The organism is Thiovibrio sp. JS02 (assembly GCF_053485635.1).
On the sequence record NZ_CM130715.1, the window covers coordinates 2,269,630 to 2,291,738 of the forward strand.

16 protein-coding genes are annotated in these 22,109 nt (G+C 59.9%); 4 read left to right on the forward strand and 12 right to left on the reverse strand.

The annotated features are described in order from the left end of the window. Window positions 1–60 precede the first annotated feature (60 nt). Both ACUUL3_RS10395 and ACUUL3_RS10400 read right to left on the reverse strand, forming a co-directional pair. Window positions 61–1,245 (reverse strand): phosphoglycerate dehydrogenase, encoded by a 1,185-nt coding sequence (locus ACUUL3_RS10395; RefSeq protein ID WP_448551092.1) that lies wholly within the window; start codon window positions 1,243–1,245, stop codon window positions 61–63. Window positions 1,246–1,364: 119 nt separating this feature from the next. Beyond that, on the reverse strand, window positions 1,365–2,381 hold the full coding sequence (locus tag ACUUL3_RS10400; protein ID WP_448551094.1) for a diguanylate cyclase: 1,017 nt from the start codon (window positions 2,379–2,381) through the stop codon (window positions 1,365–1,367). A gap of 514 nt (window positions 2,382–2,895) precedes the next feature. On the opposite strand from ACUUL3_RS10400, the gene dinB reads away from it, so the two are divergent. After that, complete coding sequence (gene dinB / locus ACUUL3_RS10405) at window positions 2,896–4,080, forward strand: DNA polymerase IV (protein ID WP_448551095.1); 1,185 nt, start codon at window positions 2,896–2,898, stop codon at window positions 4,078–4,080. 436 nt (window positions 4,081–4,516) lie between these two features. Beyond that, complete coding sequence (locus ACUUL3_RS10410; RefSeq protein ID WP_448551097.1) at window positions 4,517–6,568, forward strand: sigma 54-interacting transcriptional regulator; 2,052 nt, start codon at window positions 4,517–4,519, stop codon at window positions 6,566–6,568. A gap of 159 nt (window positions 6,569–6,727) precedes the next feature. Here the strand turns inward: ACUUL3_RS10410 and ACUUL3_RS10415 are convergent, their stop codons facing one another. From ACUUL3_RS10415 to grpE, 8 genes are all read right to left on the reverse strand, one after another. Further along, on the reverse strand, window positions 6,728–6,850 hold the full coding sequence (locus tag ACUUL3_RS10415) for a hypothetical protein (protein ID WP_448551099.1): 123 nt from the start codon (window positions 6,848–6,850) through the stop codon (window positions 6,728–6,730). Window positions 6,851–7,369: 519 nt separating this feature from the next. Beyond that, window positions 7,370–9,715, reverse strand: a complete 2,346-nt coding sequence (locus ACUUL3_RS10420) for a sensor histidine kinase (protein WP_448551101.1) — start codon at window positions 9,713–9,715, stop codon at window positions 7,370–7,372. Between the two features lie 344 nt (window positions 9,716–10,059). After that, entirely contained in the window at window positions 10,060–11,025 is a 966-nt protein-coding gene (gene trpS / locus ACUUL3_RS10425; protein WP_448551102.1) for a tryptophan--tRNA ligase, read from the reverse strand. Window positions 11,026–11,246: 221 nt separating this feature from the next. Beyond that, the gene (locus ACUUL3_RS10430; protein WP_448551104.1) at window positions 11,247–12,095 is read right to left on the reverse strand and encodes an FAD/NAD(P)-binding protein; all 849 of its coding nucleotides are present in this window, start codon (window positions 12,093–12,095) and stop codon (window positions 11,247–11,249) included. A gap of 71 nt (window positions 12,096–12,166) precedes the next feature. Continuing rightward, window positions 12,167–13,213, reverse strand: coding sequence for a 4Fe-4S dicluster domain-containing protein (locus ACUUL3_RS10435; protein ID WP_448551106.1), 1,047 nt, complete (start codon window positions 13,211–13,213; stop codon window positions 12,167–12,169). A gap of 88 nt (window positions 13,214–13,301) precedes the next feature. Beyond that, window positions 13,302–15,332 carry a formate dehydrogenase subunit alpha gene (gene fdhF / locus ACUUL3_RS10440; RefSeq protein WP_448551108.1) on the reverse strand — a complete coding sequence of 677 codons (2,031 nt, stop codon included), beginning with the start codon at window positions 15,330–15,332 and terminating at the stop codon, window positions 13,302–13,304. 218 nt (window positions 15,333–15,550) lie between these two features. Continuing rightward, the gene (gene dnaK / locus ACUUL3_RS10445) at window positions 15,551–17,458 is read right to left on the reverse strand and encodes a molecular chaperone DnaK (protein ID WP_448551110.1); all 1,908 of its coding nucleotides are present in this window, start codon (window positions 17,456–17,458) and stop codon (window positions 15,551–15,553) included. Window positions 17,459–17,497: 39 nt separating this feature from the next. Next, a complete protein-coding gene (grpE, locus tag ACUUL3_RS10450; protein ID WP_448551112.1) occupies window positions 17,498–18,064 on the reverse strand; it encodes a nucleotide exchange factor GrpE in 567 nt (188 codons plus the stop codon). A 355-nt stretch (window positions 18,065–18,419) separates the two neighbouring features. Here grpE and ACUUL3_RS10455 point away from each other — a divergent pair, with 355 nt between their 5' ends. After that, window positions 18,420–19,253: a carbonic anhydrase gene (locus tag ACUUL3_RS10455; protein ID WP_448551114.1), complete on the forward strand. Its 834-nt coding sequence runs from the start codon at window positions 18,420–18,422 to the stop codon at window positions 19,251–19,253. A gap of 84 nt (window positions 19,254–19,337) precedes the next feature. Here the strand turns inward: ACUUL3_RS10455 and ACUUL3_RS10460 are convergent, their stop codons facing one another. Next, window positions 19,338–20,642 carry a pyridoxal phosphate-dependent aminotransferase gene (locus ACUUL3_RS10460; RefSeq protein ID WP_448551116.1) on the reverse strand — a complete coding sequence of 435 codons (1,305 nt, stop codon included), beginning with the start codon at window positions 20,640–20,642 and terminating at the stop codon, window positions 19,338–19,340. A gap of 253 nt (window positions 20,643–20,895) precedes the next feature. Here ACUUL3_RS10460 and ACUUL3_RS10465 point away from each other — a divergent pair, with 253 nt between their 5' ends. Continuing rightward, a complete protein-coding gene (locus ACUUL3_RS10465) occupies window positions 20,896–21,099 on the forward strand; it encodes a hypothetical protein (protein ID WP_448551118.1) in 204 nt (67 codons plus the stop codon). Between the two features lie 55 nt (window positions 21,100–21,154). On the opposite strand, the gene ACUUL3_RS10470 is transcribed toward ACUUL3_RS10465, so the two are convergent. Further along, complete coding sequence (locus tag ACUUL3_RS10470) at window positions 21,155–22,069, reverse strand: putative metalloprotease CJM1_0395 family protein (RefSeq protein ID WP_448551120.1); 915 nt, start codon at window positions 22,067–22,069, stop codon at window positions 21,155–21,157. Window positions 22,070–22,109: the final 40 nt, after the last annotated feature.

The window sequence follows — 22,109 nt, forward strand, 5'->3', positions numbered from 1 at the left end:
GAAAAGTTCCCGGCCGCGACAACTATCGGGATGGTGAAAAGATAATTCCCCACCACCCTCCTATGGCCGGAAGGGAATCACCCTGGTCCGGATGACCCCGGGGTGCGCTTCGATCGAGGCCACCAGTTCCGGGGGAATGGGGGATTCCAGGTCGATGATGTTGTAGCCGATGGTGCCGTTTGATTCGTTGAGATAGCTGGCGATATTGATGCCGCTGCCACCGATGGCGTGGGAGGCGAAGCCGATCATATCGGGAACGTCCCGGTTGACCATGATGAAACGGCTGTGCACATTTGCGGCGGGTACTGATTCGGCGGTGGGAAAATTGACGCTGTGGGTGATGGTGCCATACTCCAGATAGCCCCGCAATTCCCTGGCCGCCATGCAGGCGCATTGCTCTTCCGACTCTTCGGTGCTCGCCCCCAGGTGCGGGGTGGCGATGATCCGCGGATGCCCCAGGGTGGCGGCGGAGGGAAAATCGGTGATGTAGGCGGCCAGCCGCCCGCCGGCCAGAGCGGCCAGCACTGCCTGCTCGTCGACGATGGGACCCCGGGCGTAATTGACCAGGATAGCTCCTGCCGGCAGTCGGCCGATGAGCTCACTGTTCACCAGACCGCGGGTTTTCTCGGAAAGTGGGGTATGCACGGTGAGGATCTCGCTTTTTGCCACCATTTCGGCGAGGGAGCGGGACAGCGAAACCTCCGGGGAGAGATTGTGGATATTCTCCAGGGCCGGGAAGGGATCGAAGCCGATGACCCGCATCTGCCGCGTGATGCCGCCGTTGGCCACCCGGATGCCGATTTTGCCGAGCCCCAGAACCCCCAGGGTTTTCCCGGCCAGCTCAAAACCCTTGAAGGCGGCCTTCCGTTCCTCCATGCGGGCGGCGATCTCCTTGTCGGCAAGGCCGGCCAGCTCCTGCGAGAAGGCGAGGCTGTGATGGATATTGCGGGCCTGGATCCCCAGCATGACGAAGACCAGTTCGGCCACCGCATTGGCATTGGCGCCAGGCGTATTGAAAACGCAGACGCCCTGGCCGGTCGCCTTGGCCACCGTGATATTGTTGACGCCGGCGCCGGCCCTGGCCACGGCCAGCAGGGAAGGGTAGGCCGCGGTGTCCACCTGGGCGCTGCGCACCAGAATGCCGTGCGGATCCGGTTCTTCGGCGCTTACCTGAAAGCGCTCCGAGAAAAGGGCCAGACCTTCGGGAGCAATCCTGTTGAGCACCTTGATCCGATAGTCAGCCATGCTCCCTCCTCCCCATGCGGTAAAACGTCAAAAAAAAAGGCCATATCCGATTGTAGCAGATTTTTCCTCTGCTTCCCTCGGAGAAGGCCTGATTTTTTTCAAGTCGCAACCGCGGCGTTTCAACGCTCCTCGACGCACACCTTGCAGCGGCCGGTCCGCTTCGCCTGATAGAGTACCTCGTCGGCCCGCTGCAACCACTCCTCCCTGCCAAACTCCGGCCGCCACTGGACCAGACCGACGCTGATCCCGAGCCTGCTGCCGTCGCCGGCATTGAGGGCGAGATTATCAATGGCCCTGCAAAGGCGCTCCGCAAGAATCCTGGCCGCGTCCAGGCCGGTATCGGGCAGAACCAGGACAAACTCGTCGCCCCCCATGCGCACCAGCAGATCGCTGTTTCGCACCATCTTGACCATGGTATTGGCAACCATCCGCAGGGCGTGATCGCCCGCGGCGTGGCCCAGGGTATCGTTGATCTGCTTGAAACGGTCCAAATCCATGCTGGCCACGGTGATGGGGTGATTGTGGCGCCGGGCCGTTTCCAGAAGAGGGCCGATCCGTTCCTCAAAAACCCGCCGATTGTCAAGGCCGGTGAGCATGTCGCGCCGGGCCTGCTCGAAAAGATCTTCATAGTCCATGGCCCGCTGCAGGGATTCGCCGAGAATCTCAAGAACATTGCGCAGGATCTGTCCCTCGCCTTCCTCGATGCAACTGCTGCGCCGCAACAGCATCAGGCAGCCCTGACCGGTGGCAAAGGTCATGGTCCACTGCTGGACATAATAGGGTCCCCACTCGCAACAGGCGTCATCCCTTTGACAGTCTATTTTCTCAAAAACCTCCTGGGCGGCCTGCATGGCCAGCCGCCGGTCCGGCCCATGGCCGGAACAGACGATGTGCAAACGATCCTGCTCGATGCTGCGGTAGGCAATGAGGTCATGCTCCACCTGGGGCATCAACCAGACGGAAAAGGCCTCGATCATGCCCCGCAGGTCGGTGGCGCTCGCCAGACGGGCATGGAGCGCATTCACCTGCCGGAGCCACTCTGACTGCTGGCGGTACCTGTTCAGTTCCACCAGCAGATGATCGAGACTGATATTCTGGGTTTCTTCTCTGTCGGGAAGAGAAATCGCGGCGTTCATTGCAACAGCTCCTTTGCTGAAAAAGTTGTTTGCCCTGTACTTTTGCCAGTTTCGTGCCAAGTACGGGGAACAGCCTTGCAAACAGGGCTGACCGCACCGACAGATACCGCGACAAGAATCATGTAAATATTTATAATAACAGTATAAAAATTATTATCCAAAAAAATACCCCTTCCGCCCCCGGCCCCCTCCCCTCCCCCGGTTGGGAGGAAAATTCTACCCTCTTCCCCTGCCCTTGGCCTGGAAAAACCGGCATATCGTCAAGATTATGACGACTTGATTCCGGACCAACAACCCGCCAAAGGCCGCCTGATTCTCTTTCGCGTCCCGGTCACTGGTTGGCGCGGCAGGAGGCCACGTTTTCGGCGGGCATAACGGCGCCGGTCGATTCCCGCCAAGGCCCTTGCGGTCGCGCCCCTTCCGGGCGTTCAGCAATGTTTCCTTGCATCGGTTGAAGAAGAGGATATCATAAGAAAAAAATCTCCCCCTTCCCCCGGTGAGCACAAAGAGCGACATGGCCGCCCATCCCTCCCGCCGCATCATCCACCTCGACATGGATGCATTCTATGCCTCGGTGGAAACACTCGACAATCCCGAGCTTCTCGGCAAACCCGTGGTGGTGGGCGGCTGTTCCGACCGGGGCGTGGTCTCGGCCGCCTCCTACGAAGCCCGCGGGTACGGCATCCACTCTGCCCTGCCCATCGCCATGGCAAAAAAACTCTGCCCCCACGCCGTTTTTCTGCCGGTGCGCATGGAGCGGTATCAGGAAATTTCCCAACGGATCATGGCAATCTTTGCCCGCTTTACCCCTCTGGTGGAACCGCTCTCCCTGGACGAGGCCTTTCTAGACGTCACCGCAAGCCGCGCCCTCATGGGGCCGGCCGAGGAGATTGCCAGGGAGATCAAGCGACTGGTCCGCGAACGCACCGGCCTCACCGTCTCGGCCGGGGTTGCCTCCTCGAAGCTGGTGGCCAAGATCGCCTCCGATCTCAACAAACCCGACGGACTGACCATTGTTCCCGCCGGCGCGGAAAAAGAATTTCTGGCCCCCCTGCCCATCGGCCGCCTCTGGGGCGTGGGGCGGGTCACCCGGGAAATCCTTTCCCTGCTTGGGGTCAAGACCATCGGCGATCTTCACAAACTGCCGCCCAGGGTCCTGACGGGCAGGTTCGGCAAAGCAGGCCTTTTCCTCCTCGACTCGGCCCGGGGCATCGACAGCCGCCCAGTGGAGCCGGAGCGCGAAGCCAAGTCCATCGGCAACGAGGAAACTTTTGCCACCGATCTGCGCGACCGGAAACGGATCGAACAGGAGTTGCTGGCCCTCTGCACCAAGGTCGGCAGAAGAGCGCGCCGCCACGGGGTACGCGGCAAGACCGTCACCCTTAAGGTCAAATACCACGACTTCACCCAGATCACCCGGGCCTTCACCCTGGCCGCTCCCATTGATGACGACCACACCCTCTATGCCACCGGCCGCACTCTTCTTGCCAGGACCGAGGTCGGCAGCCGCGCCATACGCCTCCTGGGCATCTCCCTTTCCGGTTTCGCGGACAAAGGGACAACCCAGCTCTTCCTGTTTCAGGATCCGGAGGAAAAAGAAAAATGCCAAGAGCTCTACCGGGCCATTGACGCCATCAGCGCCCGCTACGGAGACAATGCCATCCTTCCCGGCAAACTGCTGGCTGAAGACCCCGCGTAACACCCAGCGCAAACAACCTTCGCCCCCCAGCCGGGGAAAATCTGGGGAAATCCCCAGCAGATTTTTGGTGTAATTCCCATCCCGGCCGCCCGCTACAACGGCCCCCATTCCGCCGGGCAACCGGATGCAAACCGGAGCCGCCCCTTGCCCGACAATCCGGAAACAAAAAAACAATGTAATTTCAAAAAAATAAAAACATCCGCCCGATTCCGCCTGATCTCTTTCCGCTCTCCGCCTCCCTGCCCCTCAGCCTGCCCTGGAAGCTGGCCTGATTATTGCATTCTGCATACAACGGATAGGTATGCCCAAAAAAAATGCCTTGCCGGCACCGGCGCTGAACCGCTGGTGCGCTCCCCGCCAGGATGATTTTCCAGAAAAACGGCGCTGCTTTTTGGGGGCTTGGGGGAAAACGCACTAAAAAAAGGGGGAAGGACGTATGAAAAGCGCAAGCAACCTTCAGGAAGAACGACGCACCCATCACCGGGCCCCGCTCAGCCTCATGTTCCGTCTGCACGAAAACCCCTCCCACAAGGTCTGGCAGGCGGTGAGCCGCGATGTCCATCCCATGGGCGTTCAGGTGGAAACGGAACCGCCGATCCCGCTGAAGCCCAAGATGATTGTCGAACTCTGGCCGGAGGATCCTGCCCTGAGCGACCATCTGGTCCGGGCCGAGGTCCGCTGGGTCAAACCCATCGACGACAAGAAGATCCTCTGCGGTCTTGCTTTTGCATACAAAACCGACTGGTGCGTTCCGGTCTCCACCATCTCCCGTTCGCTCCTTAAGCTCGGCGCCTCCGAGGACTTCACGCCGTTCAGATTTATCCTGGACAGCATCGTGGACGGGGTTTTCAGCGTGGACAACAAGTGGCGGATCACCTCCTTCAACCGGGCGGCGGAAAACCTCACCGGCTGGCGCAAGGAAGACGCCATCGGCAAGCCCTGTCGCGAGGTATTCAAGTCAAGTTCCTGCGGCGACGATTGCATTCTCGCCCAGAGCATCGCCAGCTCCAAGCCCCTGGAGAACAAGTCGGTTTTCATCACCCATGCCAGCGGCAAGCGCATCGCCACCACGATCAGCGCCGCGCCCTTGCGCGACGCGCAAGGCAAGATCACCGGCGGCGTCCAAGTTTTCCGGGATGTCAACGCCACCATGGACCGCTCCCTGATCCTGGACAATATAGCCGATGGCGTCTTCACCGTGGATACCCGCTGGCGGATCACCTCCTTCAACCGGGCCGCGGAAAAAATCACCGGGGTGCCCGCGGCCGAGGCCCTGGGAAAACCGTGCAGCGACATCTTCCACGCCAGCATCTGCGGGGAGACTTGCGCCATCGCCCACAGCATGTGCTCCGGCAAGCCGGAAACCAACCGCTGCATCCATATCCAGAACAGCGAGGCGAAACAGATTCCGGTCAGCATCTGCGCCGCCCCCATGTACGACAACCAGGGCAACCTGATCGGCGGCGTCGAGACCTTTCGCGACCTGCGCATGATCAACTACCTGCAGCAACGCCTCTCCCGCCGCAATTCCCTGGGCGACATCATGAGCAAAAGTCCGGCCATGCAGAAAATTTTCGACATTCTGCCCCAGATCGCCCGAAGCGCCAGCAACGTGTTGATCCTGGGCGAGTCCGGGACCGGCAAGGAACTGGTGGCCCGCGCCCTGCACGAGATGAGCGACCGGCGCCAGGGGCCCTTCGTGGCGGTGAACTGCGGCGCGCTGCCCGACACCCTCCTTGAGGCGGAACTCTTCGGTCACAAGGCCGGCGCCTTTACCGACGCCAAAAAAGACCGGGAAGGCCGCTTTGCCGCGGCTGCCGGCGGAACCCTCTTTCTCGATGAGATCGGCGATATTTCGCAGGCCATGCAGGTCAAACTGCTGCGGGTTCTGGAAAACAAATCCTACGAACCGCTGGGCTCAAGCCAGACGCTGAAGGCGGATGTGCGGATCATCGCCGCGACCAACCGCGACCTGGAAGTTTCCGTCCAGGCAGGCTCCTTCCGGGATGATCTCTTTTACCGCCTGAACGTGGTCAAGCTCACCCTGCCGCCCCTGCGCGAACGCATGGAGGATTTACCGGTTCTGGCCGACCACTTCGTGCAGAAGCTGGATATTGAAAAAAACAGGGATATCGGCGGGGTGTCCGAGGAAGCCTTGCGCCAGCTCATGAATCACGACTATCCCGGCAACGTCCGGGAGCTGCAGAACATCATTGAATACGCTTTCATTCTTTGCCCGGGGGGCCTGATCAGGCCGGAACACCTGCCGGCGCCCTTTGCCCCCAAGGATAAGGAGGAGACCACCGGTCTCGAATTCATGAAGCCGTTGCCTTTGACGGAAATCGAAAAGATCGCCATCGCCAGCTCGCTCAAGCGCAACAACTGGAAAAAGATGATGACCTGCCGGGAACTGGGCATTTCCAAAGACACCCTGCGCCGGAAGATCGTCCAATACGCAATCGCCGTTCCGCCGGAACTGGATATGTAGCGGCAGGAAGGCCGGATTCGGCAAACGGAAAAGGCCCCGTCATGATCCATATGAACGGAAGCCTTTGGGTGACGCCTGGGGATCTGCTATACGCCCCAAGCGGGAAGGAAGGGCCTTCGCGATGGCAAAACCGCCTGAAACCAGGCAGCGAAGGCCGCTTTACGGCAGCGTCGTGAATCGTTCACAAAATTCCTGAACCAGAGCGAGCCGCTCGCCAACCCCCAGCCTGAAATATATGGGGCTCTGGATCAGAATCCTGATTGCTTCCCTGGTGCTCATCATCTCGCCTCCCTGTGCCGTCAACAGCCATTTTTTCAACGGGCTGTTGGCATTGTTTCCCTCTGCCCACAAGGAAAAGCAAGATACATGCCATCGTGCCGAAAAAGAGGGTCCCAGCCCGACAGGCCGCATCGCTGCGAGGAATAAGGCGAAGAAGAGTCCTTGAGTGGCGCGGACGGGGATATGGGAAAAAAGCCCTGACCGGCGAAAAAACCAACCTGCCGCGGAGGAAGTTGGGGATTTCCCCAGCAGGAGAGTGCCTCGGTCTGCCGACCCGTGGGGCCAACGGCACGGACATGCCTCCGCACCCGGTTTTCCGGGGAACAGCCCACCGCCTTCACCGTCGATTAGCGGAGAGCGGGCGGTTGCCGGCGTCCTGATTGCCTTGGCACAAGGGAGGACGCACCAGCCCGGCTCCCTCCCGGGACCAGAGCGGATCAAAAAGGATCTGCCGGGAAAATACTCCGGATCTGAAAAAGGATTCCCCGTCGGGCAAGCGCCCTGCGGAAGCCCCCCGGTGCCTCAGGCGTTCCCGCCGATGGGGAGGGCCACCGTAAAGGTGGAACCTTTGCCGACCTCGCTTGCCACCTCGATCCGGCCATGGTGTTTTTTGATGATTTCATGGGCGATGCTGAGCCCCAGGCCGGTTCCCTTCCCGGCCTCCTTGGTGGTGAAAAAGGGCTCGAACAGCTTGTTGACGTTTTCGGCCGGAATCCCCTGCCCGGTATCCGAAACAGAGACAAAGACGTGCTCTCCCTCCCGCCAGGACCTGAGTGTTATCACGCCTTCCTTCTCTATGGCCTGCGCGGCATTGACCAGCAGGTTCATGAAAACCTGATTGAGCTGCTGCGGGTAGCATCTGATCGGCGGCACCTCACCCAACGCCTTGACAACCTTTGCCTTGTACTTGAGCTCGTTCCAGATGATCTTGATGGTGTTCTCAAGACACTCGTTGATATCGGCTTCCTTGAATTTGACCTCGTCCACCCGCGAAAAACTTTTCAGGTTCTGGACGATCTCCCTGACCCGCTCGGTTCCCTCAATGGATTCATCGACCAGGGCACGGATATCCTTGACAACAAAGTCGAGGCGCAACTTCTTCTCCAGCTGCCGCAGCTCGCTCCGCTCCATATCCGCCGAGACGGCGGCAACATACTCCACGAGTTTGGCGATATATTTCTTCAGACTGCCGAGATTGCTCGTGATGAAGCCGATGGGGTTATTGATCTCATGGGCAACCCCCGCGGCAAGCTGCCCCACCGACGCCAGCTTCTCCTGCTGAAAAACAAAGGCCTGCATCTGCTGTTTTTCCTTTGTCGCCTTGATCCGCTCGCAAACGTTTCCGAGCTGCTCGGCAATGGCGTTGATCAGATACCGTTCCTCCTTAAGAAAGGGATCCTCGTCACTCCCGGGATGTTCCCCCAGCCAATACACCTCCAGGACGCCGGTTTCCGCGCCGGAAATCATTATCTCCCGGGAGAGCCGCCAGGGCGTTTCCCTGAAATCGGCCGTCCGCCAGGTCTGGTCTTCCAGCCTGATCCGCGCGCAGACCAGGGCGGGATCCCGCCAGGAAGAGCGGATCAGGTCCACGGCGCCCTGGAGTATCGTCCCGACGTGGTCATTTTCCTTTTCGACGAGTTTCAGGATGCCGTACAGGCAGTTCAGTTCCTTGACCCGCGCGTCCAGCTCCTTGCTCCCCCGCTGCAGCGACTCTTCGGTCTGCTCCTGTTCGAGGATCTTCCGCCGGAGCTGTTCGGTGGTCACCCCCAGTTTCGCCACCAGGCCGGCAAATGAGCGGGAGAAATAATGGGTGAAGAGGATGGCAACCAACACCATCACGACGGCAATGGCCCACATGTGACGAACAAAGGAACTGACCGGTGCAAATACCTCCTCGAAATCCTGCTCAAAAATCACCAGCCAGCCCTGGCCCGGATAATCACGGTATCCAACGGAGCGGGCATAAGCGAAGAGTTCCGTACCCTCTCCCTTTCTGTCGCCCGCCGAGACGAAATATCCCCCCTCGCTCTCCCGCCCGATGCGGCGCAGGAAATCCTGGCCGGACAGATCCTGGTTGGTCTCATATCCGGGTTCACAGGTAAAGATAAGGCGATCATCCCTTGTCAGCAGTTTCACAAAGACATACTGCTCCTGTCCGGACTGCCCCGCATGCTGTTCGGCATCCCGCCTCAGGATGGACAGGATGGTCTCCAGGTTGAGGACCGCCTTGAAGAACCCGGCGAATTCCCGATCTTCAGCAAAGAGCTTCACGACGATGTCGCAAAAAAACACCCTTGCCTCTTTGTCGTATCGCAGATTTCCCAGCCAGAATTCCTTCTCGCCGGTCGCCTGCCGGTACCATTCCCTGTCCGCCAGCAGATAGTTGGAGGTTCCGCCGGTTGTCGCGACAACGACCCCGTATCTGTTGGTGACAACCATCTCTGGATAAACGGGGTGCTTCAGCCATTCCTGGGTGTAAAACGCCTTCTTTTCCCGCAGTTCCTCGGCAAGGGGGGACTCCGTCAGGCTGACCATGAAGGGCGTCACGGTTCCCCTGGGCGCGGCAAGCCATTCCTGCTCCCGCTGCCGTATCAGGGCTTCCCTGTCTGCCAGTTCCGCCATTTCCCGGTTGGAGCGTTCCAGGGCTTCCCGCAGGAGAACATCTCTGCCATAGCCCCTTATCTCCTCGATCCGGTAGTAGATCTCCCGGTCGATGTTCTCCATGATCTGTCGGGCCTGAACCACGTGGCTCTGGCCTATCGAATCGCCCAAGGACCGCTTGCTGAAGGAAATGGCAAAAAAATTCCCGACCAGCATGATGAGGATAATTACGGCAAAGGCCAGCAGCAATCGGAACTGTATCTTCATATCCACTCCCTGCCCGGAGAAACGTCCGGAAGGAAAGAGCTGTTCTCTTCCCCGGCGGCTTTTCCTCTTTTCTGATTTCACAGAAAAGATTCTCCGGAGTCAAGAAGAGAAAGACGGGGCTGCAAACAGCGAAAACACCGCAAGGATGGCCAGTTCGCTCAGCCCCGATGGTGCATGGAATTCCGCGATCTGGGGAAAAGTCCGGAAGGAAACAGGCGCCGGCGGCCTCCGGGACAGGCAAGGAAAAACCCGCGCAACCATCCGGGAGAACCCATTGCCTGCCGAAGCCAGGGGAAAAAAACGAAGAAAATACAGAAAGACGAAGACGCAGGCCTCGACTGGGCCTAGTACTTGAGCCCCACTTTCTCCCGGACCAGATCCAGGGTCTTGATCGCCTGGCCGCGGGCCTTGACCGCCCCATGCCGTAAAATCTCCCGCACCTGGCCGGGATCGGCCAGCAGCAGCTCGCGCCGTTCCCGCGCTTCGCGGAAATACTCCCAGAGGATATCAACCAGCTCAAGCTTGATCTTGCCATACATGGCGCCGCCGTTCACATAGAGGCCGCGCACTTCGGCCAGGCGGTCGGCCGGAGCGAACAGCTTGTAAATATTGTAGAGGTTGCAGATGTCCGGATTCTTGGGTTCCTCCACCGGGGTGGAGTCGGTGACAATGGCCATCACCTTTTTCTTCAACTCTTTCTGGCTGGAAAAAATCGGGATGGTGTTGCCGTAGGACTTGGACATCTTCTGGCCGTCCAGGCCGGGGATGGTCGCCAGGTTGTCATCGATGGCCGGCTCCGGCAGGACAAAGGTCTCGCCAAAAGTATTGTTGAACTTGATGGCGATGTCGCGGGCCACCTCCAGGTGCTGTTTCTGGTCCTTGCCCACCGGCACCCTCTCCGCCTGGAAGAGCAGAATATCGGCGGCCATCAGCACCGGGTAGGCAAAAAGACCGTGGCTGGGAGCGATGCCCTTGGCCACCTTGTCCTTGTAGGAGTGGCAGCGTTCCAGCAGCCCCATGGGGGTGAGGGTGGAGAGGATCCAGCTCAACTCGGTGACCTCGGGTACGTCGGACTGCACCCAGAAGGTGCACCGCTCCGGGTCGAGACCCAGGGCGAGAAAGTCGGTGGCAGCCTCCAGGGTGCCGCGCGCCAGACGCTCACCCTCCTGCACCGAGGTGAGGGCGTGCAGATCGACGATAAAGGCATAGAGTTCGCTTTTATCCATGTTTTCGATCATGGCGCGCATCATGCCGAAGTAGTTGCCGATATGGAGCTGGCCGGAAGGCTGAATGCCGGATAGGATTCTCATGGTACGCTCTTTAGGGAAATGACCTTACGGAAAGCGACGGATTCCGCGGAAGAAGACGCCGAATGCGCTTTTCCTTGCCTTGAAAGCTGTGGATGTTAAAAAAAAAAGACGGCCGCGGCAACCTTTTTCTACAGGAGGCGTTGCCGAAGGAGAGCGCAAAACCGGTTGTCCGAGGCTTTGCCGCGGCATCGGCAATTCCAAAACGGGAAACAGGGCCTGCCTCAGCCGGCAAGCTCCATGATCGAAAGTCTCCTCAGCTCGGCCAGGGTGAAGACCGGCCCGTCCACGCAGACCAGCTTACCCTCCAGATGGCAATGGCGGCAGATGCCCACCCCGCATTTCATGTGACGTTCCATGGTGGTGATGATCTGCGCGTCCGGCAACCCCTTTTCGCTGAGAAGACGAAGAACCGCCCGGATCATCATGGGCGGGCCGCAAACCAGGGCCACGGTCTTCTCAGGGCTGATATCGGTTTCGGCAAGGAGATTGGTCACCACCCCCACGGCCCCGCCCCAGCCCGGCTCCGTCGCATCCACGGTCAAACGGCAATCAAAACCAGGGCTCTGGCTCCAGAGGCCGAGATCGGCGGAAAAAGCGAGGTCGGAAGGGGTCCTGCTGCCGTAAAGCACCGTGAGCCGCCCGTATTTTTCCCGTTCATCCAGACAGGCATTCACCACGGAGCGCAGAGGGGCAAGGCCGATGCCGCCGGCGACAAAGATCAGGTCATGCCCCACCAGTTCCGCCAGGGGAAAGGGACGGCCGTAAGGGCCGCGCAGGCCGACCCGGCCGCCAACCTCCATTTCGTGCAGGGCCCGGGTCAGCCTGCCGGCCCGGCGTACGCTCAACTGGATGCTGCCCGGTCTGGTCGGAGTCGAGGAAAAGGAGATGGGAGCCTCGCCGAGGTGGGGGAGCGAAACCATCATGAACTGCCCGCTCTGGTAGCTGAAGGAGCGGTTCCGCTCCTGATCGACAAAGGAGAGGACAAAGGTCTTGATCTGAGAATTTTCCCTGACGATCTCGTCGATCCTCGCCTGCCTGGGCAGGTAGAGATCCGCGGCAACTGTCTGCATGGCTTCCCCTGGTGCTTGCAACCGGATTGATTGTGATGGAATACGCTTCCTTTCTTCCCTTCTGACCGGCCTCACAGACTTCCTTCGTAGGCCTTTTCCACGAAACGGACGATATCGGTGCCGCCAAAACAGATGCCCAGGCAGCGGCCGCAGCCCACGCAGCCCGGCCGGCCATATTTTTCCACATCGTAACGGAGCTTGTGCAGAAAACGCTGGCGGACGGCCTGGATTTTCTGCGTCACCGGATTATGGCCGCCCGCCATCCTGGTGAAGCCTCCAAAGGTGCAGGCATCCCAGGAGCGCAACCGCACCCCGCTCACCGCCGATCGTTGCTGGTCGCTGATGGTGAAGCAGGTGCAGGTGGGACAGATATAGGCACAGCCGCCGCAATCCTGGCAGCGCAGGGAAAGAGCGGCCCAGACCTCTTCCGCCACCTTGCCTTCGGCAAGCTGCCTGACCACCTGCTCGACATGCACCTGCCTTTTGAAGCTGCCGCGCGCCTCAAGAAAGGACTGGTACCTGGCGTTGTCCTCCTTTTCGCTGGCGGCCTCAAAGAATCGGCGCCATTTGCCGGCCAGCGCCGCCCCCTGCGCCCTGCCGGTTTCCACGAAGAAACGGTCTCCCAGATCGGTGAGCATGAGATCGGAGCCGAACTCCAGAAAAGGGCCGTGGCCGGTGGCATTGCAGAAACAGTTTTCCGAAGGGGGGACTCCGCAGTTCAGGCCGATCAGATGGGAATCCTTCCGCCTGCGCAGATAAAAATTATCCCGGCCATTCTGGGAAAAAACCACGTCCATGTAAAGAATCGCGGAAATGTCGCAGGGATGCGCTCCGTAATAAATGGTGGGCGCATCCGGGGCCTGCACGGGCCGGAACTCATACCCTGCCCCGGAATCCTCATAGGTGTAGAGCGCCTCCTGCTGGGGAAAGAAGAACTGTTTGAGCGAGTTCTGCGGCTGGGAACCGACGGCAAGCTCCACCCCGTCCAGATCGTCCACCACCGAAAAAAGCACGTCTCCATGCCGGTTTTTCACCGGCGCCACCAGCCGATGCTCCTTCATGAGTTTGCGCAGGAAGCTCTTCAGGTAATCTTTTTTCAATATGTACTTGTCGTGCATATTCCTCCAACTGCTCGCCTGACATTCCGTTAAAAAAGCCATCCCTGTGCCGCCGACAGTCCGTTTTTCAAGGGGCGGTCAAGCATTCTCAGACCTTTGCCACCCTGACCGCGCAGATCTTGTATTCCGGGCACTTTGAACCGGTATCCAGCTTGTCCACGGTGAGGAGGTTGATGGGCGCTTCGCTGAAATGAAAGGTGGTGTAGACCATGCCCGGCACCACCTGACCGCTGATCTCGGCGGCAAGCTCAATGGCGCCGCGGCGGGAGGCAAGGCGCACCCGGTCGCCGCTTCTGATCTTAAGCGCGGCGGCATCCTCGCCATTGATCTGCAGGAGCGCCTCGCCGCTCTCCCGATTCAACCGTTCGCTCTTTCTGGTCATGGTGCCGGTATGATACTGGTGATAGATGCGACCGGTCATCAGCAGCAGCGGGTATTCCGCGTCGGGAAGCTCGCTCGGCTCCCTGTGGCCAGCCGGCACGAAATGACCGCGGCCCCGGGTAAAATAATACTTGTGCAGGAAAGGCGTACCCGGATGTTCGCGGTTCCAGCAGGGCCACTGCAGGCCCCACCCCTGTTCCAGACGGTCGTGGTACATGCCGCCGTAGATGGGGGCCAACAGGGCGATCTCCTCCATCACCTCGGCGGAGGAATCATACTCCATCACGTAACCCAGGCGGCCGGCAAGCTCCATGATAATCTCCGCGTCGCTCCGGCACTCCGCGGGTGGCGCCACCGCTTGCCGCACCATCTGCACCCGACGCTCGGAATTGGTGAAGGTTCCGGTTTTTTCGGCAAAAGAGGCGGCGGGAAAGACCACATGGGCAAGCTGGGCGGTTTCGGTGAGAAAGATATCACTGACTGCCAGAAATTCCAGGCCGCGCAGGGTCTCTTCCACCCTGGACAGGGTCGGGTCGCTGAGCATGGGATTCTCGCCCATGATGTACATGCCGCGGATCGTGCTGCCAGGCCCTGCATGGGTCATCTCCACCAGAGAAAGGCCAGGAGTCTGCGGCAGGGTCACCCCCCAGGCCCGCTCGAACTTCTCGCGATAATCCTGAACAGAAACGGACTGATAGCTGGGAAAGACATTGGGCAGTGCCCCCATGTCGCAGGCACCCTGCACGTTGTTCTGGCCGCGCAGCGGGTCGACCCCGGTGTCCTCTTTTTCCACATGCCCGGCCAGCATGGCCAGATTGGCGATGGACTGGACATTTTCCGTGCCGCAGACGTGCTGGGTTATACCCAGGCAGTAGCAGACCACCGCCTTGCCGGCCCGGGCATAGAGCCGGGCCGCTTTTTCGATATCGGCAAGTTTCACCCCGCAAATCCCGGCCAGTTCGGAAAGATCAAGGCGAAAAAGCATGTCGCGCAGGGCGTGGTAGTTTTCCGTACGCATCTCGATGAAGAGATCATCGGCAAGCCCCTCGTCAATGATGATCCGCATCATCGCGTTGAGGAGGGGGATATCGGTGCCCGGCCGGATGGCGAGATGGAGATAACCGCACTCGGCAAGGCGCGTCCGGCGCGGATCGACCACGATCAGCCTGGCGCCGCGATCCACAGCGGCGAGCATGCGCCGCGCCACCTGCGGATGCGCCTCGGTGGTGTTGGAACCGATGGCCAGGATCACTTCGGCGTTTTCAATCTCATTGATGGAGTTGGTCATGGCCCCGCTGCCGAAGGTGGTGGCAAGACCTGCCACCGTGGGCGCGTGTCAGAGGCGGGCACAATGGTCGATGTTATTGCTGCCGAGCACGGCCCGGGCGAATTTCTGCAGCAGGTAGTTCTCCTCGTTGGTGCATTTGGCCGAGGAGAGTACGCCGAGCGCGCTGCCGCCGTATTGGTCGCGGATGCGCAACAACTCGCCGGCGGTGAAGGCCAGGGCCTCCTCCCAGGGAACCGGCACCAGGCGACCATTCTTGCGCATGAGCGGCTGGGTGAGACGGCTTGGGGCGTGGATGATCTCGTGCAGATGCCAACCCTTGACGCAGAGATTGTTCCTGGAAACGGGATGGTTACGGCTCGGCTGGGCACCGACCACCCGGCCGTTTTCCACGCCCAGATAGAGTCCGCAGCCGCAGCCGCAATAGACACAGGTCGTGAGCACATCTTGCATAAAGTCTCTCCTGCCCGGGATTGCCGGAAAATCTCATGGAGAATGGGAGGAGCCCGGAACAAAGGGATCCAGCTGACAAAATTCTAGCAGGAAGGCGCGGGAGTGGCAAAAGATTATTGCGGAAAACCGACGCGGGAACGGGCGGAGCACCCCGGGTAAAAAAAAGGGCCGGCGGGAAAACCCCGCCGGCCCTTTTTCACCAAGTACCCAATCAAGCGTTACTTCACTTCTTCAAAATCGGCGTCCACCACGTTGTCGTCGTCCTTCTTGCCGCCGGCCTCGCCGCCGCCGGCAGTGCCGCCGCCCGCGCCCTTATCCTTGGTGGCCTGGGCATACATCATCTCGGCCAGCTTGTGGGAGGCCTGGGTCAGGGACTCGATGCCCTTCTTGATCGCCTCGACATCGTTGGATTCCATGACCTTCTTCAGGCTGTCGATCTCGGCCTGCACCTTGTTCTTCAGCTCGGCATCCACCTTGTCGCCAAGCTCCTTGAGGCTTTTCTCGGTGGCATAGATCATGGAGTCAGCCTGGTTTTTGGTCTCGGCAGCCTCTTTGCGCTTGCGGTCCTCGTCGGCATGGGCTTCGGCATCCTTCTGCATCCGCTTGATCTCATCCTCGGAAAGGCCGCTGGAAGCGGTGATCCGGATGGACTGTTCCTTGCCGGTGCCGAGATCCTTGGCGGACACATGCAGGATGCCGTTGGCGTCCAGATCGAAGGTCACCTCGATCTGCGGCACTCCGCGGGGAGCGGGCGGAATGTCGGCCAGCTCGAAGCGGCCGATGGTCTTGTTGTAGGCCGCCATCTCCCGTTCACCCTGCAGCACGTGAATGGAGACCGCCGGCTGATTGTCGGCGGCGGTGGAGAAGACCTGGCTCTTCTTGGTGGGGATGGTGGTGTTCTTTTCGATCAGCTTGGTCATGACGCCGCCCAGGGTCTCGATGCCCAGGGAAAGCGGAGTCACGTCGAGAAGCAGCACGTCCTTGACATCGCCCTTCAAAACACCGCCCTGCACGGCGGCGCCGATGGCGACGACCTCGTCCGGATTCACGCCCTTGTGCGGATCCTTGCCGAAGATCTCCTTGACCTTCTGCTGAACCTTGGGCATTCTGGTCATGCCGCCGACCAGGATGACCTCGTCGATGTCCGCGGCGGTAACTCCGGCGTCCTTCAGGGCAATCTGGCAGGGCTTGACAGTGCGCTCGATCAGATCCTCAACCAGACTCTCCAGCTTGGAGCGGGAGAGCTTCATCTGCAGATGCTTGGGCCCGGAGGCGTCCGCGGTGATAAAAGGCAGGTTGATGTCGGTTTCCATGGTGGTGGAAAGCTCCATCTTGGCCTTCTCCGCCTCTTCCTTCAGGCGCTGCAGGGCCATCTTGTCCCCGCGCAGGTCGATGCCCTGGTCGCGCTTGAACTCGTCGGCCATCCAGTTGACGATGCGCAGGTCAAAGTCTTCGCCGCCCAGGAAGGTATCGCCGTTGGTGGACTTTACCTCGAAAACGCCGTCGCCGATCTCAAGGACCGAGATATCAAAAGTGCCGCCGCCCAGATCGAAAACCGCGATCTTCTCCTCACCCTTCTTGTCCAGGCCGTAGGCCAGGGCCGCGGCCGTGGGCTCGTTGATGATGCGCTGCACGTTCAGGCCGGCGATGCGGCCCGCGTCCTTGGTGGCCTGACGCTGGGAATCGTTGAAGTAAGCGGGCACGGTGATGACCGCTTCAGTCACCGCCTCTCCCAGGTATTCCTCGGCGGTCTGCTTCATCTTGGTAAGCACCATGGCCGAAACCTCGGCCGGCGCCAGTCTCTTGCCGTCCACCTCCACGGCGGCATCGCCGTCATTGCCCTCCACGATCTTGAAGGGGCTGATCTCGATGCTCTTCTTCACCTCGGCATCGGTGAACTTGCGACCGATGAGACGCTTGATGGCATAGAGGGTCTTGGTGGGATTGGTCACCGCCTGCCGCTTGGCCACCTGGCCGACCAGCCGTTCGCCGTTGGCGGAAAAGGCGACCACCGAAGGGGTGGTCCGGTTGCCTTCGACGTTGGCGATAACTTTCGGCTCGCCGCCTTCCATCACCGCGACACATGAATTTGTTGTTCCCAGGTCAATACCAATAATCTTACCCATAATCATATTCTCCTTAAATAACGGTATCGAGCATCGTTGTTATTCGCTTGCCTTGCCCTTTGAAACCACGACCTTGGCCGCCCGGATCAAACGGTCCTTGAACATGTACCCCTTCTGAAACTCCTGCAGGATCATGTTCTCGGGCACATCGTCGCTGTGCTCCGTGGCCAGGGCGTCATGAAAATTCGGGTCAAACGGCTGGCCCACCCCGTCCAGGGATTTCAGGCCGAATTTTTCCAGGGTGTTCACCAGGCCCTTGCAGGTCATCTCAACCCCGGCCCGCAACGCGGAGGCATCGGTATCATCCCCATGCCCCAGGGCACGCTCCAGGTTGTCGATGGAGGGCAACAGCTCGCGGAGGATATTCTCCTCGGCATACTTCAGAGAGGTTTCCCGCTCCCGCTGCATTCTTTTCTTGAAATTTTCCTGTTCCGCGGCCATGCGCAGGATCCGATCCTCAAGCTCCCGGATTTTCTCCGTTGCCGCAGCAAGCTCCGCCGCCGGATCGCCAGGGGCCGCGCCCGCCGCCGAAGCGGCCTCTGCCTCAGGTGCTCCCTCGCCAGGCTTCTCCTCAGGGACTTCTTTTTTTTCCTCTTGTTCAGACACTCTTCTCTCCTTTCAGGCCAAACGCATCCCTCTGGGGATTTTTCGCAAACCTCTATGTATCCAGTTGCAATAATTTGATTTTTTCCACAGAGACGTGTGAAGTTGAGACCAACAATAAGTATGGATATTTTCATTGTCAAGCAGGGGGCGGCGAATTGTCCCCACCTGCGGGCGACAGGACCCAATCGGCCGGACAACAGGCAACCATTTGATTTTTTTAACTTTAAAAACAAAAATAAACAATCACCCTTCCCTGCTCCGACGCGGGACTAAAAAAGTTTTAGTCATGGCACGGAAAGCCGATAATGTTCAGTAATACGAAACTGCGGAAATTACCCTACGACAGGACACCCCCATGCGGCCAAAAATTCCCCTCCTGACCCTTCTTATCCTTGTTTCTCTCATCGGCGCAACCGAGGCCAGGATGCTGCCGGTCAGGAAGGTCCGGGCAGGGATTCCTCCCTATTCGGTGGCCGACAACATGGTCCGCCACAACGATCAGGTGGTGAGCCGCGACGGAGCAGGCGGGGAGGCAAAGGAGGCCATCACCCCGCACCTGATCTGGCTGGCGGATTGTGATGCCCGGGTGCAGTCCAGCCTTTTTTATCCTGACCCGGAGAAAAGGGTCTACAGCGTGCGCAATATCGCCAACCAGCTTTCTCTCTCCCTGGGCGCCATCGACTACGGCGTCAACATCCTTCTTTCCCCGGTGCTTTTAATCACCGGCAACACGGACAGCGACAGCCTCCGCCTTTTTACGAACGGACACCGCGATCTTGACCAGGATCTGCGCCGCGACCTCGATCCCCTGCGGTTGCCCTTGGGCGAAAAACCTGTCCTGGGCGCAGGGACAAAGGGCGATGCCCCGCTGGTGGAAAAAAACATCGATTATCAGGTGACAGAGGCCGTGAAGCGCTACCGGCAGCGGATTGCGAGCGGCCGGCTGGTGGTGATCGGCGCGGTTCTCGACCTCGACAACCAGTACGGGCTGGGGGAAAACCGCCTCATCATCATCAACATCAACGGCGAAACAGATGCGGAGAAATTGCGGGCCATGAGCCACCTCACCCGCCTGGACAAGCGGCTGCTCGAAATGGTGGGCCGCCGCACGGCCCGGGAAAAAACAGCGGCGGAAAAACCTGCTGCCACGCCGGTGATCAAGAGCCCGGTGACTAAAAAGAAAAAGTAAGCATCCGCCGACGCCGACACAACGAAAAAAGCCCCGCTTCCTTGGGATGCGGGGCTTTTTTCGTTTATCCTTACGGCAACGACGTTACGATTTCAAATACTGGGCGATACCGTTGGCAATGATCTTGAAGATCTTGGCAAAACGCTCCTCGTTGCGTTCGAGCAGCGTAATGCGGAACCCCTGGAGCTCCGTGGCAAAGGAGGAGAGCGGCACCACGCAGACGCCGGTGGCCCCGAGGAGGTAATAGACAAAGCGCTTGTCAAAGGCGACATTGGCGCCGCCCACCAGGCTCTCCACCTGGGTCCGGACCTCGGGGTTGTCAATGAACAGCGTCTGGCTGCCGTTCAGCACCCCGTCCTTGAAAACCACACTCATGTAAAAGGCGCCGTTGGTGCGATTCACCTGGATGCCGTCGAGATCCTTCAGTGCCTCATAGGCGATGTTCGACATCCGCTCATAGCGGCTGATCCGTTCCCTGAGATAGGGCAGGTACTGCGGATGGCTGAGCAGAGCGGGAATCGCCTTCTGCGGCAGGGTGGTCGAACAGACCTCCACCATCTTCGCGTTGAGAATGGAGACCACATATTTGGCAAACATCGGATCCCGGTCGGCGTTGTAGACTTCGATCCAGCCGCAGCGCGAACCGGGCCAGGGCATTTCCTTGGAGATGCCGCGCATGGCAATGGCCGGAACGTCGCCGATCACATCGGAAAGAGGCAGGGTTTTCTGGCCGTTGTAGATGATGTTCTGGTACACCTCGTCGCAGATGACAAAGAGGTCGTACTTCTTGGCCAGAGCGACCATGCCGCGCAGGATCTGCTCGGGATAGACCGCGCCGGTGGGGTTGTCCGGATTGATGATCAGGATGCCGGCCACGGCAGGGTTGTACTTGATCCGTTTTTCCAGATCGTCGAGATCGGGATACCAGTAGTTATTGGGATCCAGCCGGTAGGTGACAGGCCGGTCGCCGGCATGTGCCGCTTCCGCCGAGGAATGGGTGGTGTAACTCGGTGAGGGCACGACCACCCGGGCGGTACGGCGCAGGAAGCCGAATACCTTGCTGATCGCGTCGCCCAGGCCGTTAAAAAAGATGATGTCGTCCGGGCCGATCTGGGCGCCGCCGCGCTTGTTGGTCTCGGCCGCCAGGAACTCGCGGGTTTCGAGGATGCCCCGGGTGGGGCAGTAACCGTAGGTGGCGTCCTCCATGACCAGGTCGGAGACGACCTTCTTCATCCAGAGGGGGATCTCCTCGCCCTTGGCAATGGGGTCGCCGATGTTTTCCCAGTACACCTTGGCGCCCAGCTTCTGCAGCTTTTCCCCGACATTGACGATATTGCGTATTTCGTAGGTCAGCTCGCCAGCTCCGATATGTAAGATATCAGTACGCATGTACCTTATCTCCCTTACAGAAATCTTAACTGTTCACGTGCGGCAGGAGGGATTTTCAGAGGTCTCAGGAGAATGGAACCTTCCTTGTGGCAACAAAAAATCGCCCAGGCGCAAGGATAAAGGGTAACTATTAACACCAGGGGAACCCAGAAGTCAATAAGTCCTTTACCGATCCTGCAATATTGCCGATAGGGTTAGTAAATGATGGGGGGTAAGGCTGCGCAATTCAGCCACAGCGGCAGGAGGGATCGGAATGGCAATCATCCGGTTTTCGATTCTCGGCAATGTGGTTCGCTTCGGGGCCAGGGAACGGCAAAAACTCTCCGCCACCGGCTGCAACGAACCTTACAAGGACCGTTACTGGTGCCCCAGAAAAAAATGGTTCAGCAAAGAACCCTGTCCCTTTGCCTGTAAGCGGGAATGTGAAAATTACCTGACCATGTGCGGCAGCCTGTGAAGACCGGAGGGAAAGCGCGGTGACGGCCGTGGCCGGCTCCCTGTGCCAGGAGCGGCTAGGCGCTGATCTTCACCTGGGGCGCTGAACGCCACAGACCGGCCATGATGGCGGCCGCGGCCCGCTGATTGCGGGTGGGACGGAACGATTGCGCCGAAACCGCCTGTCGCCCTTCGTCGCCGGCACCAGGCTCATCCTCTGATGCGGACCCGACCGGCGCGCCTCCTGCCTCCTCGACCTCCATAGCCGACCTGGCCTGTTCCAGGCGCACCATCTGCAACTCATGGGAAGCCTGGGTAATGGCAACGGAAGCGCTGGCGGCAACCTTCCGGTCCTGGGGGGAGGGATCAGCCGGAGCCAGGGCGGCGGCTCGCACCGTCTGCATCTTGCTGATCGTTGCCTCCGGAGTCGATTCCCTGGCGGTGTCGATGCTCACCTCGCCGGCAACGGCATAACGTTTGCCATCCGGCCCCTTGGCATACTGAAAATTGGCGCCGCTGCGCGCATAGGGTCCGGCCGCGGCAAGATGCGCCATTTCGTGGTTTTTGACCTTGGTGTCGAGCTGGACGAGTTTGGCAACCTCAAGGCGTTCCCCCTGGCTCAAAGGCTCGCCAGCAGGCCCCTTGGCCGCGCCGGCGGGCCGGCCTTCCGCCTCTTCGCCCTGGCCCGCGGATTCTGCCCGACCTGCTCCTGCCGGGGGGGCGTTGCCCTCGCTGCCCGAATCGCCCTGCCTGCCGACGGCGTCGGCCTGGAGCAGACCGGCCTGCTCCGCATAGGCCTTTACCCCGCGCGAGGCGGCGGGGCCGACGGCGTTGGCCAGATTCTTCCACCACTGGCCCCGTTCAAACACGTCTTCAGCCGCCCCGCCCTGTCGGGCACGGACGGCTCCCTCCTCCCCGGGGGGCACCGGAACGGCATTGCCGATCCCGACCAGAGATGAATTCATGCCGGAAAGCAGGGCGTTGATACGCATGATCTTCCTCACAACCGTCACTGTAGGCGCAGCGGAAAGC

Excerpts from the sequence above, each read along its gene's own strand:
- ACUUL3_RS10410 (WP_448551097.1), top strand. The coding sequence starts at position 4,517 with ATGAAAAGCGCAAGCAACCTTCAGGAAGAACGACGCACCCATCACCGG.
- ACUUL3_RS10430 (WP_448551104.1), bottom strand. The coding sequence starts at position 12,095 with ATGCAGACAGTTGCCGCGGATCTCTACCTGCCCAGGCAGGCGAGGATC.
- ACUUL3_RS10415 (WP_448551099.1), bottom strand. The coding sequence starts at position 6,850 with ATGATGAGCACCAGGGAAGCAATCAGGATTCTGATCCAGAGCCCCATA.
- ACUUL3_RS10455 (WP_448551114.1), top strand. The coding sequence starts at position 18,420 with ATGCGGCCAAAAATTCCCCTCCTGACCCTTCTTATCCTTGTTTCTCTC.
- dnaK (WP_448551110.1), bottom strand. The coding sequence starts at position 17,458 with ATGGGTAAGATTATTGGTATTGACCTGGGAACAACAAATTCATGTGTC.
- ACUUL3_RS10395 (WP_448551092.1), bottom strand. The coding sequence starts at position 1,245 with ATGGCTGACTATCGGATCAAGGTGCTCAACAGGATTGCTCCCGAAGGT.
- ACUUL3_RS10420 (WP_448551101.1), bottom strand. The coding sequence starts at position 9,715 with ATGAAGATACAGTTCCGATTGCTGCTGGCCTTTGCCGTAATTATCCTC.
- trpS (WP_448551102.1), bottom strand. The coding sequence starts at position 11,025 with ATGAGAATCCTATCCGGCATTCAGCCTTCCGGCCAGCTCCATATCGGC.
- ACUUL3_RS10460 (WP_448551116.1), bottom strand. The coding sequence starts at position 20,642 with ATGCGTACTGATATCTTACATATCGGAGCTGGCGAGCTGACCTACGAA.
- ACUUL3_RS10400 (WP_448551094.1), bottom strand. The coding sequence starts at position 2,381 with ATGAACGCCGCGATTTCTCTTCCCGACAGAGAAGAAACCCAGAATATC.
- dinB (WP_448551095.1), top strand. The coding sequence starts at position 2,896 with ATGGCCGCCCATCCCTCCCGCCGCATCATCCACCTCGACATGGATGCA.
- ACUUL3_RS10470 (WP_448551120.1), bottom strand. The coding sequence starts at position 22,069 with ATGCGTATCAACGCCCTGCTTTCCGGCATGAATTCATCTCTGGTCGGG.
- ACUUL3_RS10465 (WP_448551118.1), top strand. The coding sequence starts at position 20,896 with ATGGCAATCATCCGGTTTTCGATTCTCGGCAATGTGGTTCGCTTCGGG.
- ACUUL3_RS10435 (WP_448551106.1), bottom strand. The coding sequence starts at position 13,213 with ATGCACGACAAGTACATATTGAAAAAAGATTACCTGAAGAGCTTCCTG.